Genomic DNA, 13,477 nt, shown 5'->3' with positions numbered 1-13,477 from the left:
GGCCCCGGAGCGATCCGGGGCCTTTTTGGTTTGACCGACATCAAGGCGCGGCGGCGCCTGCCCCGTCCAGATGAGCTCCGACAAGGAGCCGATCATGACCGACCCCCTTCCCCTGGGCTTTCACCATATCCGCCTGGAACTGGCCCGCGAGCCGCAGAGCCCCGCCGGGGATCACGATGTCGGCTATGACCTCCTGGTCCCGCTGAAGGCCGACCGCCGCCTGGACGCCGCCGCCTGGCGCGAGGCCCCCGAGAAATGCCGCGTTCGCCGCTTCTCGCACGGCGCGACCCTGGCCTTCGGCCGGCTGCGTCACGCCGCCCCCGACCGCTGGTTCCTGGACTTCGAACCGGGCGAGGCGGACGACGCCCACGGCTTCCGCCTCGCCGACGAAGTGCTCGAGACCGGCGAATACGTCAGCCTGTCGACCGGCGGCCAGAGCCACACCTATGTGGTCGCCCGGGCCGAACCGGTCTGAGCCTCAGAAATATTCGGCGTTCGCCGGGCACTGGGCGCTGATGCGGCGCGCGGTGATGGTGGCGGGGATATAGGGCGTGCCGCGCAGCAGCTGGGCCCCGCCGCGGAAGCTGAAGCTGGTGTCTTCATAGGTGCCGTTCAGCCGCACATTGACCCGCCGGCCCTTCTTGTCCTGGCACGTCCCCTCGAACCGCGCCTGCCCGCCCCCCACCACGCGTGTGGGATAGGTGCAGCGCCAGCGGTTGGTCGACAGGCCGCCGAAGAAGCGGTTGATCTCGCTGGGGCGGACGCATTTCTGCTCGGTGTCGCGCTGGCCCAGGGCGCTGGTCGTATATTCCCAGTAGCCGGGCAGGACTTCCGCCTGGGCCGGCGTGGACGCAGGCGCAGGCGCCGACGCCTGGACCGGCGCCATGGCCGACGCGCCCAGCATCAGGCCGCCGGCCACCACCGGCGCCAGGACGCTCCAGGACTTGAGGGACCGGGCCCGCTTGGGCAGGCGATCGATCAGGGACGGACGAGACATGGCGGCCTTCTGTTCAGCTGGAATGATCATGTTATGAGACATACAGCGCGTCATTTGAATGACGCCTGAACGGCTTCGTTTCTTGTCGTCCGGACACGGGGCGGATTACCACCCCTGCGCCTCTCAAGACTCAGCTTGACGCCGAACCTCGTCTTCCCTTATACGGCCCCCTCTCGCGCGGGCTGCTTCCCGCGCGTACTTGTTTCATGCGTCTTCTCCCATGTTCGGGCTGGACGCCGCATCTTAAGGATCTGACGATGTCGCGTCGTTGCGAACTCACCGGTATCGGCCCGATGGTCGGCCACAACGTGAGCCACTCGAACATCAAGACCAAGCGCCGCTTCCTGCCGTCGCTGAAGACGGTCAAGGTCACCTCGGACAGCCTGGGCCAGACCTTCTCGCTGCGGATCTCGAACGCCGCCCTGCGCACCCTCGACTACAAGGGCGGCCTGGACGCCTTCATCGTCAAGGCCCGCGACGAGCAGCTGTCGATCGCCGCCCAGCGCATCAAGCGCCAGGTCCGCGCCAAGCTGGCCGAACAAGCCGCCGCCTGATCGGCGACCGCTGAACGGATTTGAAAAGGCCGGTGGAAACACCGGCCTTTTTCTTTGGGCGATGAGGGAAGGTGCAAACAGATTCCCCAGCTCTGAAGTCGTCTGATATGACATTGTTATGGGGACCGTCGAAAAAGCAGCGCAACGCGCGAACCTATTTGCTTCGCTCGCGGGCCATAGCTGGACCGCGCTCAGCCTATTGGGGGTCAGCGGATGGCTTTCTGGCGTATTCCTTCTAGCTGGCGGAATCCTGTGGACATGGGTGGTCCGCGTTACTTCCGACATGCCGTGGTGGGCCTTTGTGCTGGTATCGTCCGCAGGGATCATCCTTTTGGCTCGCCTGTATGTGGAGGGGCGGCGCGCCTGGGCCATACGTGGCATCAAGCAGTTAGACATAGCCCGGCTTGGCCGTGACTGTGTGCAGCTGCGCGACGATCTGCTGGGCTTTCTCGTGGATCGTATCGACGGCGCACCCGATGGAAATGCTGGATTGTTAGAACAGGCCGACGAGCGAGGCCGAGCGATGCGGGCAGCCTGGACGATCAACGCAGCCTATAGCAACCAAACCCGAAGTCGCCTTGTGCAGCGCTTCGCGCACAGGATCATCGCACTTAACCATATGCTGTCCACCGCTGGTATCCCAGCCATCGACCTTTGGGGATTCGACCACAACGCTGCTGGAATTGCTGCTCATATTGGAGCTATCGGAGAACTTCTTGAGCGCGGGCTTTTGGCTGAGGCTAGAACCCTAGCCACGACAAATGATGTGCGGCGCAGCCACTTCCATTTAGTCTGATTGTTATACGCTTTCAGTGCGCTCCAACTCCCCTCTCCTCCCCCCTTACGCCCCCCGCACCGTCACCGACTGCCGCACCATCTGGCACCGGTCCTGGGTCGTCAGAAACGCGATGTCCGCCGCGTCGCGGCCGCAGGCGATCCGCACCAGGCCCTCGACCGGGGCCAGGCCGGTCGGGTCGATCAGCCACCAGCCATTGTCCAGCCAGACCTCGAAGATGGCGTGGAAGTCGGGCGGGTCCAGCTGGTCGGCGAAGGCGCTGACGGCCCGCGCCGGTATGCCCGAGGCCCGGCACAGGGTCATGCCCAGATGGGTGAAGTCGCGGCACACCCCGGCCCGGTCGATGAAGGTGCGGGCCGCCGTGGTCTCGGTGTCCGACACTCCGTGCTCGTAATCCAGGTTCTCGGTGATCCAGTTCAGGATCGCCAGCACCCGCGCCCCGCCGGCGGTCTCGCCGAACTCGCGGGTGACGAACCGGCCGAACTGGTCCGACGGGCAATAGCGGCTGGGCTGCAGATAGGGCAGGACCTCGGCCGGCAGTTCGCCCCAGTCGTGCTGCGACACGCTGGGCGGCAGGCCCTTCAGCACGCCGTTGTCGACCACCGCCTCATAGGTCAGGCTGACCTCGCCCTCGACATGGCAGCGCAGGGTCCGCGCCCCGAACTCGACGTCCTCGTCCTCGTGGAAGGCGATCGGGGGGTCGAAGACCAGGGTCTCCTCCAGGATGTGCTGGCCTGGCCAGTGGGCGACCTGGATCTTGTAGATGGCGTCCGTCGGCGGATCGAAACGATAGACGAGCTCGGCGCGGACGCGCAGTTTCATGGGGGACACCAGGTTTGCGGGGGAATCCGCGCCTGAACGCCATGCGACTGAGGCCGTTCCATGACCGCCCGCCGCCGAGCCTGCGCCGGCCCCGCCTCACGTCGGGAGAAGTGTTCGGCGCCGGACATATCTCGCCCAAATAGACAAGCTCCTGCAATGTGTTAGGGTAAAAACACATGATCCCTCCCCCCCTCCGCATCGGGCGTGTCCCGGAACCGCGCACCCCGCTGGGTCCTGACCCGACCGGGCGGGTGTTCGAGGCCGGAATCCCGTTCGCATGACCGACCTCGCCGTTCGCCCCGACATCGACCTGACCGATTGCGACCGCGAGCCGATCCACGCCCCCCAGGCGATCCAGCCGCACGGCTTCCTCCTGGTCCTGGACCCGGCGGGCCAGACCGTCGAACAGGGGGCGGGCCTGATCGAGGACCTGACGGGCAAGACCGACTGGCTCGGTCAGCCGATCGCGGCCCTGCTCGGCGACACGGTCGGCCGTCGCCTGCGCGACATGGGCCAGGCGCTCGAGCCGGGCTTCGCCGGCCGCTGGCGCGCGACCAACCGGCTGGAATACGATGTGGTGGTCCATTTCGTCGGGGCCGGGGCCGAGAACGCCGCCTCCCCCCGCATGATCGTCGAGGTCGAACAGAGCTCCCAGCACGCCCGTCTGGGCGTGGAGCTGATCACCCGGATCGACGCCGCCGGCGCCGCCATGGAGCGCGCGGCCACGGTCCAGACCGTATGCGACCGCGCCGCCGAGGCCTTCCGTCGATTGACCGGCTTCGAGCGGGTCATGATCTACCGCTTCCTCGACGACGAGGCGGGCCAGGTGGTGGCGGAATCGCGGGCGGTCGAGACGACCTCCTTCCTGAACCACCATTTCCCGGCGACCGACATTCCGCGCCAGGCCCGCGCCCTGTATCTGCGCAATCCGGTCCGGGTCATTCCCGACAGCCATTACCAGCCCCAGCCGCTGCGGCCGGTCGATCCGCACGCGCCGCCGCTGGACATGAGCGACAGCGGCCTGCGTTCGGTCTCGCCCGTCCATATCCAGTATCTGCGCAATATGGGCGTGCGCGCCTCGGCCTCGGTCTCGATCATCGTCGACGACGTCCTGTGGGGTCTGGTCGCCTGTCACAGCACCACGCCGCACCTGTTGCCCTATGAGCTGCGGGTGGCCTGCACCACCCTGGCCCGCGGCCTGGCCCGGCAGCTGAAGACCAAGGCCGACGCCGAACTCTATCGCGAAAGGGTGCGGCTGCGGCGGCTGGAGGACGAGCTGATCCTGGGCCTGCCCTCCGGGGTTCCGCTCGCCCTCGCCCTGGCCGGCGGGGCCGGCGAACTGATCGAACTGGTCGGCGCCGACGGTCTTGCGATTGTTCATGACGGCGGCCTCGCCTGTTTCGGGCGCACCCCGCCGGACGCGGCGGTGGCGCGCCTGTCCGACTGGCTGAACCAGCAGCCGGGCCTGCGCCCCTTCGCCTCCAGCGCCCTGTCGACCACGCTTCCCGAAACCGAGGCCTGGCGCACCCACGCCAGCGGCCTGCTGGCCGTCCGCCTGCTCGGCGACCAGCCGCTGAACCTGCTGTGGTTCCGCTCCGAAATCCTTGAGACCGTCCGCTGGGCCGGCGATCCGTCCACCGCCGTCAAGTCCGCCGGCGACGGCGCCGCCCTGACGCCCCGCGCCTCGTTCGAGGAATGGTCCGAGACCGTCGCCGGCCGCGCCCGCCGCTGGAGCGCGGCGGCCGTCGAATCCGCCGCCCGGCTGCGCGACACCCTGTCGGACTTCGCCGCCGTCAACCAGCTGCGCAGCCTGAACCGCTCCCTCCAGGCCCGCCTGTCCGAGCGCGACCTGCGGCTGGAGCAGCAGCAGTTCCTGATGCGCGAGGTCAATCACCGGGTCCAGAACAGCCTGACCCTGGTCTCCAGTTTCCTGGGCCTCCAGGCCCGCGACCTGGGCGAGGGGCCCGCCGGCGCCGCCCTGCAGGAGGCCCGCCGCCGCGTCCGCGCCGTCTCGACCGTCCACGCCCGCCTCTATCGCGGCGACCATGACTCGGCGGTCGACCTGTCGCGCTATATCGGCGAACTGGTCGACGACCTGGGCTCCAGCATGGGCGCGGACTGGGCCGCAGCCATCGAGACCGACCTGGCGCCGGTCTGCGTCGGCGCCGACCGGGCCGTGACCCTGGGCCTGATCCTGACCGAACTGATCATCAACGCCCAGAAATACGCCTATGACGGCCGCCCCGGCCCGCTGTGCATCCGGCTGACCGAGGCCGACGACGCCCTGCGCCTGGTCGTCGCCGACGAAGGCAAGGGCGGGCACAAGGCCGGCCAGGGCTTCGGCTCGATGATGATCGGCAGCCTGGTCGCCCAGTTGGGCGGAAGGATCGAATATCACGACCGCAAACCCGGCCTGGAGGTCGAACTCCGCGCCCGGATCGGCCCTGCCTCCGACCTGGCCTGAACCCGCCCGGCCAAGCCCGTGGCGGAAGGCCGCACGGCGGCGTAAGAGCGCCCCATGTCCGTCTCCCCCCGCGCCTTCGCCCTGATCGTCCTGCTGCTGGCCGCCAGCGTCCTGGGCCTGGCGCCCATCCTGGTGCGGCTGACCGAGACGGGACCGGCGGCGGCCGGCTTCTGGCGGTTCGTCTTCGCCCTGCCCCTGCTGACCCTGCTGGCGTCGCGCGAGCCCGGCGGGATCGCCGCCCCGTCGAAATGGGCGCTGCTGGCCGGCCTGTTCTTCGCCCTGGACCTCAGCTTCTGGCACTACGGCATCGTCATGACCTCGGTCGCCAACGCCACAGTCCTGTGCAATCTGACCCCCGTCGTCGTCACCCTGTTCGGCTGGCTGGTGCTGAAACAGAGGCCGCACCGGCTGTTCCTGCTGGCCCTGGCCCTGGCCATGGGGGGCGCCTTCGCCATGGCGGCCGGCGCCGACGGGGGCCAGGGCTCCAACCCGCCGTTGGGCGACGCCTTCTCGCTGTCGGTGGCGGTCTGGTATTCGGGCTATTTCCTGGCGGTGAAGGCGGCGCGCGCCACGGCGGGCGCCATGCGCGTCACCTTCTGGGCCACCCTTTTGGGCGCGCCCCTGCTGCTGGTCGTCGCCCTGGCCCTGGGCGAGGACATCCTCCCGGCGAGCGCGGCGGGCTGGGCCGCCTGTGCGGCCATGGGGGTGATGCACGTCTTCGGCCAGGGCGGCGTCGCCTGGGCCCTGGGCCGGCTGCCGGCCTCGATCACCGCCGTCACCATTCTGATCCAGCCGGTCGTCGCCGGCCTGCTGGGCTGGTGGATCTTCGGCGAGACCCTGACTCCGATCCAGGCTCTGGGCGGCGCCCTGGTGCTGGGCGCCATCGTGATGGCCCAGCGCTCGCAACGAACGAAGCCGACGCCCGCCGGGCTCAAGTCGCGCGAAGCGCGGTAGCCCAACATCATGCGGCTCAAGTAGCGCGAAGCGCGATAGCCCAAAAAAGAAAACAGGCGCGGGGGAGACCCCCGCGCCTGGTTCCTAGCCTTGTCGGCTGTTCGGCTTAAAGGAGCTTGAGGTCGATCGCCGAGGTCTTGCCGCGCTGGTTTTCCAGCTCGTATTCGACCTTGGCGTTTTCATCGAGACCCTGAAGGCCGGCCTTCTGAACGGCGGTGACGTGCACGAACACGTCAGAGCCGCCGCTGTCGGGCTGGATGAATCCATAGCCCTTGGTGGGGTTGAACCACTTGACCGTACCGGTCGCCATGTCTGCGTCTCCGTAAACGCGCTTTTCCAGGCGGATCCCCCTCGGGGTGACCCGACAATCCATCTGGACAGCTCGTTCAGGCGAAGGAGCGAGACGCGGGTGTGGACCCCACGCAAAATCCGGACTGTGCTGTTGTTGTCACCCGGCTTTTCCAGTCGGTCAACAGCAAAGCGATTCGCCCAGGGAGTGATTCGACCTTAACGACAGAGGCCGCGTTCGGCCCCGTCTAGGTGCAGATGGTTCTCATGCGCGGCGTTGTAGTCGGGCGTCAGCACCGTCGAGAACAGCCGGCAGGCTCCGTCCCTGACGGCGTGGAGGAACCGCGACCCCGGCTCGCCCGCCGATCCCTGCCCGCGCCAGTCGTCCAGCACGCTGATCGTCCGCCCGTCTTCCAGCCTCACCGCCGCCACGTCCAGCGCATTGGCCCGGGCGTGTTCGCTGGGCCGCTCCTGCTCATCCTGCGACCCATAGATGCGGCGGCACGAATAGGTCCCATAGTTCTCGACCCGCGCCGGCGCCGACCCCAGAATATCCCGCGCCGCCGGCTGCAGCACCTGCCGATCCCAGATGACATAGCGGACCGCCAGCGGGCATTGCATCACCACATCGGCCGGCGCCAAGGGCGTCACCGCCCCGCCGGTAATCCGCACCGCCCCGCGCACCACGCAGAAGCCGCCGTCGTCGCGATCCTGAGCCCGTTCCACCTGGACCCCGGCGTCGCGCAAGGCCTTCATACAGGCCTCGGTGGCGCCCTGCACCGCCTCGGGCGCCGCGGTGGCGGGCACGTCGAAATCAGCCACCTTGGCCGCCGTCGCCCGCCCGACCGGATGGTTCAGGTCCAGCGGCTTCCACGGCAGGTCCTGAGGAGGAGCATAGGCGTTCAACAGCGCGAAGGCGGCGCAGGCCAGCAGCCCGACCTCCCACAACAGATTCCAGAAATCGGCGAAGTCGCGCTTCATGCAGCCCCAGCATGGACCGCCCACGGCCCCGCTGGCAAACGCCGCCAGGGGCCGATCCGTTCAAACAGAACGGCGAAAGGTCTTCAGGCTGCGGACGGCAGAACGAGAGGCTTGACGGGCCGCAGCACGATCCTGGGCGGGAGGACCTTCTTCACCCCCGTCAGCGGCGTGTGGACCACCCGCCCTGACGCCGGCCAGAACTCGACCCGGCATCCCGCCGCCCCGCTGCGAACGGGATCGGCGGTCGCTATGCCGCGTTCGGCGAGATAGGCCATGGCGAAATCGACATTGCTCTGGCCGATCGAATTCTGAAACGGGCCGGGACTTGCGCCGCCGAACACCTGGGCCTCCAGCCGTTGCAGACGGGCGCCCCGCTCAAGCAGGCCGTCGATCAGCAATTGCATCAGACGCGAGCCGTAGCGGGAGGGATCGCTCCTTGACCCGAAGGGAAGTCGCGGCAGAACAAAGTGATTCATCCCGCCGACGCCGGCCTTGGGATCGCGCACACAGGCCGCGACGCAGGACCCCAGCACGGTCGTGATCACGGTGTCGGGATCGTCGCTGACGCAGAATTCCCCCTGGCCGAGCGAGACATGATCGACCTGACGTCCATCGCGTTGCCAGCCGCCCTGAAGAATATTGTAACTCAGCACTGTACGCTCTCACTCACCGACCTCCACCTGAATAACCACAAGTGGTGTACAGAGCATTTAGAGCCGCCTGAATCTGCTCAGGCTTCCAGCCTCCCGATCAGCGCCCGCATCAGGGCGGTCGTCGCCACCTGACCCGCGCCTTGGTTGGTCAGGCCGATGAAGGCCGCCCCCCGCGCCGGGGCCACGATGGCGGTCGCATACCACAGGGTGTTGGACCCATCGTGGGTCAGCACCGGCCCCCCGGCCCAGGCAACTTGCGGCGGCGCGATCCACCCCAGGGCGTAGGGCGTTCCCGTTCCGGCGACCGGCCCCGACGTCGTCAACCTCGCCAGGGTGTCCGGGGCCAGCCATCCGCCGCCGTCCGTCAGGAACAGCCTCAGCCAGGCGGCATAGTCGACCAGGCTCATGTGAACCGTGCCTGCGGGTCCCAGCGCCATCGGATTGTCGGCTCCCGGCGTGGCCGGATCGACCGCGACCCGCGCCTTGCCTTCCCCGCGATGGCCCCAGACATTGGCCCCGCCGGCCGTATTGGACGTCGGCGCGCCGAAACCGGCGGAGGTCAGGCCCAGGGGCGTGAACAGTTCGCTCTGGATGGTGGTCTCCCACGACTGACCCGTGATCCGTTCGATCGCCGCCCCGACCAGGATATAATTGGCGTTGGCGTATTCGAACGCACCCTTCGGCCCGGTCGGGGCCCCGCCCATAATCCGCTCGACCACGGCCCGCCGCTGTTCCGGCAGAGAACGCGGGTCTGCCCGCGCGGTCATGAAGAAGACAGGGCCCAGGGCATCGGCGTCCTTCACCCCGGCCCGGTGGCGCATGAAGTCGGCGATCGTCGTCGCCGCCCAGGCCGGATTGATCGGGACGCCGGGGAACAGGTCCGCCAGCGGCGCGTCCCAGTCCGCCCGGCCCTGGTCGACCAGCCGCCCGTAAAGCGCCGCCGTCATCGCCTTGGTGTTTGACCCAAGGTGCCAGCGATCGTCCAGGGTCGCTGGGTCGTCGCCGCCCGCTCGGCGCACGCCGCGCACGCCCGACCAGGCCAGCCCCTGCCGTGTGACGACACCGCCCGCCAGGGCGACGGGCCCCGTCTCGGCGAAGACCGCGTCCAGCGCCGCCTCATATCCGGCGGCCTCGTCCGCGCACACAGGCGAGGCGACCAGGCACAGGCCCGCCGCCAGACCAGAATTCAGCCCGCTGGCCAGCAGACGGCGGCGGTTCAGCATCGGCGACCCCTCCATTATCCTCAGCGCCAACCTAGCGCTGATCGTCCGGCGAGACACGTGAGAAGCCTGTCATCCCGTGTCCGCCCGACTTGCTCTCGCCCCATACCTGCCCCACCATTCTCGAATGGGAAAGAAATCAGACGCCTATGAGACTGAACTCGAGCAGCTTCAGCTTGCGGTCGTTAAGACCCAGGCTTGGACCATCGAACATGGGATGCGGGTGGTCATCGTGCTGGAGGGACGCGACACCGCCGGCAAGGACGGGGCCATCAAACGCCTGACCGAATATATGTCGCCACGCCAGACCCGCGTCGTCGCCCTGCCCAAGCCCAGCGACCGCGAAACCAGCCAGTGGTATTTCCAGCGTTACGTCCCCCATCTGCCGGGCGCGGGCGAGACGGTGATCTTCAACCGCTCCTGGTACAATCGCGCCGGGGTCGAGCCGGTCATGGGCTATTGCACGCCCGAGCAGTACGCCCAGTTCCTGACCGATGCGCCGCGCTTTGAACGGATGCTGACCGACGACGGGATCATCCTGATCAAGTTCTGGCTCGACATCTCGCGCAAGGAACAGGCGAAACGGCTAAAGGAACGACGGGTCGATCCGTTGAAACGGTTCAAGCTGTCGTCGCTGGACGCCGAGGCCGAGGCCCGGTTCGACGCCTATTCCGACGCCCGCGACCGGATGCTGGACGAGACCGAGCGCGCCTTCGCCCCCTGGACCATCATCGCCACGGACGACAAGAAGACCGCCCGGGTGAACCTGATCCGTCACATCCTGAAGGTGCTCGACCACTGCGGCGAAGAGATCGCGGCGCCGGACCCCGACGTGGTCTTCTCTGCCGACAAGGCCAAGGGGAAGCTGGCGCGGTAGCTGACCCTGACTTTCGTCATTCCGGGCGCAGCGCAGCGGAGACCCGGAACGACAGACTATGCAGACCCTTCTTTTTTCGGCCCTCCGTCTGAATCCGCACCGACAGGTGACGAACCGCCCTCCAGCCCCTACCTACAGCCCATGACCATTCACGCCGCCCCGCCCCCCATTCTCGACGCCGCAGGCGTCGATACCGACGAAGCCCTGTCGATCCTGAAGACGGCCCTGGCCGGCGCCGACGACGGCGAGCTGTTCCTGGAACGGTCCGAGAGCGAGAGCCTGGTCTTCGACGACGGCCGGCTGAAATCCGCCGCCTATGACGCCACCGAGGGCTTCGGCCTGCGGGTCGTGGCGGGCGAGACCGCCGGCTACGCCCACGCCAACGAGATCTCCGCCGCCGCCCTGCGCCGCGCCGCCGACAGCGCCGCCCTGGCCAAGCAAGGTCACGCCGCCCGCATCGCCGAGGGACCCCGCGCCACCAATCAGCAACTGTATGACGCCGTCGATCCCCTGGCCTCGCCGGCCTTCTCCGACAAGATCGCCCTGCTGGCCGAGATCGACGCCTGGGCTCGCGCTCGCGACCCCCGTGTGGTCCAGGTCTCGGCCTCCCTGGTCGGCGAGCGCCGCGCCATCGAGATCCTGCGCGCCGACGAGCGGGTGGTGCGCGACGTCCGCCCCCTGGTCCGGCTGAACGTCTCCATCACCGTCGAACAGAACGGCAAGCGCGAGAGCGCCGGCGCCGGCGCCGGCGGCCGTGCGGGCTTCGAGGCCTGGGTCGCGCCCGAACGCTGGCAGGCCCAGGTGGACGAGGCCCTGCGTCAAGCCCTGGTCAATCTGGACGCCATCGACTGCCCGGCGGGCGAGATGGACGTGGTCCTGGGCGCCGGCTGGCCCGGCGTCCTGCTGCACGAGGCCATCGGCCACGGTTTCGAGGGCGACTTCCACCGGAAGGGCTCCTCCGTCTTCAACGGCATGATGGGCCAGCGCGTCGCCGCCCCCGGCGTCACCGTGGTTGACGACGGCTCGATCGCCGGCCGTCGCGGCTCCCTGTCGGTCGATGACGAAGGCACCCCGACCTCGCGCACCGTGCTGATTGAGGACGGGATCATGGTCGGCCTGATGCACGACCGGCTGTCGGCGCGTCAGCTGGGCGTCGCCGCCACCGGCAACGGCCGGCGCCAGTCCTTCGCCCACATGCCCATGCCGCGCATGACCAACACCTTCATGGAGGGTGGCAAGGACTCCAAGGCCGACATGATCGCCAATACGAAGCGCGGCCTCTACGCCGCCAACTTCTCGGGCGGCCAGGTGGACATCACCAACGGCAAGTTCGTCTTCCAGTGCAACGAGGCCTATCTGATCGAGGACGGGGTGATCACCGCGCCCGTCCGCGGCGCCACCCTGATCGGCGACGGCGCGACGGCCCTGACCAAGATCCAGATGATCGGCGACGACTTCGCCTTCGACCCCGGCGTCGGCGTCTGCGGCAAGGCCGGTCAGGGCGTGCCCGTCGGCATCGGCCAGCCTTCGTTGAAGATGGGCGGCCTGACCGTCGGCGGAACGGCGGTCTGAACAGGCCGGAACCCTAATCGCCGAGCGCGTGTTTCCTCGCCACACTGGAGAGGAAACACCATGCCCACCGAACGCACTGTCGAACACCCTGACGGCCGGGTCGAACGGATCACCGAAAACGACCCCGCCCCCTCGCCGGCAGCAGCGCCCGTCGTCGTCGAACGCCGCAGCGGCGGCGGCATGGGCGGAGTCATCGCCCTGGTCATCGGCCTGGCCCTCGTCCTGATCATCGGCTGGTTCCTGATGAACATGAACCGCAACGACGCCATCGAGTCCAACGCCATCGCCGGCGCCGCCGAGAGCGTCGGCGGCGCTGCGGACAATATCGGCGACGCCGCCCGCGACGCCGCCCCGGACCGCCAGGCCCCGGCGAACTAAGGGCTCAGGGGGCTGAGGGCCGCCACTCGGGTCCGAGCGGCTCCAGCCCCTGGGCTTCCAATCGGTCCAGCACGCCGTCCGGCTCCGCGAGCAGCCGAAGCGGCGCGATGGCCACCGATACGCCGGGCTGCGACAGGGCGTCGTCAACGGCCTTGTTCCAAATGCCGCGCAAGGTCTCGCCCTCGCCCATCACCGCCCAATAGGAACAGGCGTTTGTCGCCTGCTCCAGCGGCGAGGCCAGCACCGCCTGCACCTGCCTGCGTCGCCAGGCCTCAGCCCGGCGCGCGCCCTCGACCTCTCCCGCTTCTGCGGCCGTCGTCGCCCGTTCAATACAGTCCAGATAGGCTTCAGGCGGCGTGGTCAGAATCTTGTCGACGATTTCGTCGCCGCGGAAGACGCCGACCGGTTCGGCCGGTTTGCGGGATGTGCGCGCCGCCCGCCGCACCACCTCGGACACGGGACGCGCCCGACGGGCATAGCCGCCGTGTTCCATCAGGTCGCCCGACAGCATCAGCATGCTTTTGCGGCTTGGCCCCTCGGCCGTAATCCGTTCCACCCGCGCCTCAAGCTCGGCGGGGAGATAGTCCGCGCTCGTGCGACCGTTAGGCAGGCGTGTGAGAGTGCGCATCCGCCAGATCAGCCGCCCGACGTCCGCCCAAGACGCCTGACCGTGTACCGGGAACAGCACCCGATCCGCACCTTCGACCGCTGAAACCAGCGCGTCTGTGCGCCATTCCATGTCTCGCGGAAGACCGTCGATCGACCCCACCAGGATCAGGGTGCTGTCGCCGCGCTGGACCTCCCACATCGGCCCCTCAATCCGACGCGCGGTGACGATAATGTCCTCGACCGCTTCCGGAGCCACGGGCGTGTCCTGAGCCGTCGCCGGCTGCGCCCCACCCCAAGCGAGTAAAACGAATA

The 13,477-nt window shown here is 68.3% G+C and carries 15 protein-coding genes; 8 read left to right on the top strand and 7 right to left on the bottom strand.

Going from position 1 to position 13,477, the window contains the following annotated elements; translation table 11 throughout:
* The first annotated feature begins 94 nt into the window (after positions 1-94).
* Entirely contained in the window at positions 95-475 is a 381-nt protein-coding gene (locus tag ACVPT3_RS01575) for a hypothetical protein (protein ID WP_492042480.1), read from the top strand.
* A gap of 3 nt (positions 476-478) precedes the next feature.
* Here the strand turns inward: ACVPT3_RS01575 and ACVPT3_RS01570 are convergent, their stop codons facing one another.
* Positions 479-997, bottom strand: a complete 519-nt coding sequence (locus tag ACVPT3_RS01570; RefSeq protein WP_492042479.1) for a DUF3617 domain-containing protein — start codon at positions 995-997, stop codon at positions 479-481.
* Positions 998-1,254: 257 nt separating this feature from the next.
* On the opposite strand from ACVPT3_RS01570, the gene rpmB reads away from it, so the two are divergent.
* Both rpmB and ACVPT3_RS01560 read left to right on the top strand, forming a co-directional pair.
* Complete coding sequence (gene rpmB / locus ACVPT3_RS01565) at positions 1,255-1,551, top strand: 50S ribosomal protein L28 (protein WP_248118632.1); 297 nt, start codon at positions 1,255-1,257, stop codon at positions 1,549-1,551.
* A gap of 118 nt (positions 1,552-1,669) precedes the next feature.
* Positions 1,670-2,347, top strand: coding sequence for a hypothetical protein (locus tag ACVPT3_RS01560; RefSeq protein WP_492042478.1), 678 nt, complete (start codon positions 1,670-1,672; stop codon positions 2,345-2,347).
* Between the two features lie 45 nt (positions 2,348-2,392).
* Here ACVPT3_RS01560 and ACVPT3_RS01555 read toward each other — a convergent pair whose 3' ends face one another.
* Positions 2,393-3,169: a transglutaminase-like domain-containing protein gene (locus tag ACVPT3_RS01555; protein ID WP_492042477.1), complete on the bottom strand. Its 777-nt coding sequence runs from the start codon at positions 3,167-3,169 to the stop codon at positions 2,393-2,395.
* A gap of 277 nt (positions 3,170-3,446) precedes the next feature.
* Here ACVPT3_RS01555 and ACVPT3_RS01550 point away from each other — a divergent pair, with 277 nt between their 5' ends.
* Both ACVPT3_RS01550 and ACVPT3_RS01545 read left to right on the top strand, forming a co-directional pair.
* On the top strand, positions 3,447-5,633 hold the full coding sequence (locus ACVPT3_RS01550) for a histidine kinase dimerization/phosphoacceptor domain -containing protein (RefSeq protein ID WP_492042476.1): 2,187 nt from the start codon (positions 3,447-3,449) through the stop codon (positions 5,631-5,633).
* A 54-nt stretch (positions 5,634-5,687) separates the two neighbouring features.
* The gene (locus ACVPT3_RS01545) at positions 5,688-6,587 is read left to right on the top strand and encodes a DMT family transporter (protein ID WP_492042475.1); all 900 of its coding nucleotides are present in this window, start codon (positions 5,688-5,690) and stop codon (positions 6,585-6,587) included.
* Between the two features lie 106 nt (positions 6,588-6,693).
* Here the strand turns inward: ACVPT3_RS01545 and ACVPT3_RS01540 are convergent, their stop codons facing one another.
* The 4 genes from ACVPT3_RS01540 to ACVPT3_RS01525 form a co-directional block, all read right to left on the bottom strand.
* Positions 6,694-6,897: a cold-shock protein gene (locus tag ACVPT3_RS01540; protein ID WP_008264090.1), complete on the bottom strand. Its 204-nt coding sequence runs from the start codon at positions 6,895-6,897 to the stop codon at positions 6,694-6,696.
* A 197-nt stretch (positions 6,898-7,094) separates the two neighbouring features.
* Entirely contained in the window at positions 7,095-7,856 is a 762-nt protein-coding gene (locus tag ACVPT3_RS01535) for an extensin-like domain-containing protein (protein ID WP_492042474.1), read from the bottom strand.
* 83 nt (positions 7,857-7,939) lie between these two features.
* Entirely contained in the window at positions 7,940-8,509 is a 570-nt protein-coding gene (locus tag ACVPT3_RS01530) for a chemotaxis protein CheD (protein WP_492042473.1), read from the bottom strand.
* 77 nt (positions 8,510-8,586) lie between these two features.
* Positions 8,587-9,732, bottom strand: a complete 1,146-nt coding sequence (locus tag ACVPT3_RS01525; protein ID WP_492042472.1) for a serine hydrolase domain-containing protein — start codon at positions 9,730-9,732, stop codon at positions 8,587-8,589.
* A 124-nt stretch (positions 9,733-9,856) separates the two neighbouring features.
* Between ACVPT3_RS01525 and ppk2 the strand changes: the two genes are divergently transcribed.
* From ppk2 to ACVPT3_RS01510, 3 genes are all read left to right on the top strand, one after another.
* Complete coding sequence (ppk2, locus tag ACVPT3_RS01520) at positions 9,857-10,606, top strand: polyphosphate kinase 2 (protein ID WP_492042471.1); 750 nt, start codon at positions 9,857-9,859, stop codon at positions 10,604-10,606.
* Between the two features lie 141 nt (positions 10,607-10,747).
* Positions 10,748-12,178, top strand: coding sequence for a metalloprotease TldD (gene tldD / locus ACVPT3_RS01515; RefSeq protein ID WP_492042470.1), 1,431 nt, complete (start codon positions 10,748-10,750; stop codon positions 12,176-12,178).
* A gap of 60 nt (positions 12,179-12,238) precedes the next feature.
* The gene (locus tag ACVPT3_RS01510; protein WP_492042469.1) at positions 12,239-12,556 is read left to right on the top strand and encodes a hypothetical protein; all 318 of its coding nucleotides are present in this window, start codon (positions 12,239-12,241) and stop codon (positions 12,554-12,556) included.
* Positions 12,557-12,560: 4 nt separating this feature from the next.
* Here the strand turns inward: ACVPT3_RS01510 and ACVPT3_RS01505 are convergent, their stop codons facing one another.
* Entirely contained in the window at positions 12,561-13,421 is an 861-nt protein-coding gene (locus tag ACVPT3_RS01505; RefSeq protein WP_492042468.1) for a TraB/GumN family protein, read from the bottom strand.
* Positions 13,422-13,477: the final 56 nt, after the last annotated feature.

The sequence above is a fragment of the Brevundimonas sp. FV1ps31S genome (genome assembly GCF_058681265.1).
The sequence above is the reverse complement of the archived record's forward strand: the minus strand, read 5'-3'. Positions and strand labels throughout refer to the sequence as shown.

What these genes read in the sequence shown, in the direction of transcription:
- ACVPT3_RS01575 (WP_492042480.1), top strand. Translation starts at nt 95, where the DNA reads ATGACCGACCCCCTTCCCCTGGGCTTTCACCATATCCGCCTGGAACTG.
- ACVPT3_RS01570 (WP_492042479.1), bottom strand. Translation starts at nt 997, where the DNA reads ATGTCTCGTCCGTCCCTGATCGATCGCCTGCCCAAGCGGGCCCGGTCC.
- rpmB (WP_248118632.1), top strand. Translation starts at nt 1,255, where the DNA reads ATGTCGCGTCGTTGCGAACTCACCGGTATCGGCCCGATGGTCGGCCAC.
- ACVPT3_RS01560 (WP_492042478.1), top strand. Translation starts at nt 1,670, where the DNA reads ATGGGGACCGTCGAAAAAGCAGCGCAACGCGCGAACCTATTTGCTTCG.
- ACVPT3_RS01555 (WP_492042477.1), bottom strand. Translation starts at nt 3,169, where the DNA reads ATGAAACTGCGCGTCCGCGCCGAGCTCGTCTATCGTTTCGATCCGCCG.
- ACVPT3_RS01550 (WP_492042476.1), top strand. Translation starts at nt 3,447, where the DNA reads ATGACCGACCTCGCCGTTCGCCCCGACATCGACCTGACCGATTGCGAC.
- ACVPT3_RS01545 (WP_492042475.1), top strand. Translation starts at nt 5,688, where the DNA reads ATGTCCGTCTCCCCCCGCGCCTTCGCCCTGATCGTCCTGCTGCTGGCC.
- ACVPT3_RS01540 (WP_008264090.1), bottom strand. Translation starts at nt 6,897, where the DNA reads ATGGCGACCGGTACGGTCAAGTGGTTCAACCCCACCAAGGGCTATGGA.
- ACVPT3_RS01535 (WP_492042474.1), bottom strand. Translation starts at nt 7,856, where the DNA reads ATGAAGCGCGACTTCGCCGATTTCTGGAATCTGTTGTGGGAGGTCGGG.
- ACVPT3_RS01525 (WP_492042472.1), bottom strand. Translation starts at nt 9,732, where the DNA reads ATGCTGAACCGCCGCCGTCTGCTGGCCAGCGGGCTGAATTCTGGTCTG.
- ppk2 (WP_492042471.1), top strand. Translation starts at nt 9,857, where the DNA reads ATGGGAAAGAAATCAGACGCCTATGAGACTGAACTCGAGCAGCTTCAG.
- tldD (WP_492042470.1), top strand. Translation starts at nt 10,748, where the DNA reads ATGACCATTCACGCCGCCCCGCCCCCCATTCTCGACGCCGCAGGCGTC.
- ACVPT3_RS01510 (WP_492042469.1), top strand. Translation starts at nt 12,239, where the DNA reads ATGCCCACCGAACGCACTGTCGAACACCCTGACGGCCGGGTCGAACGG.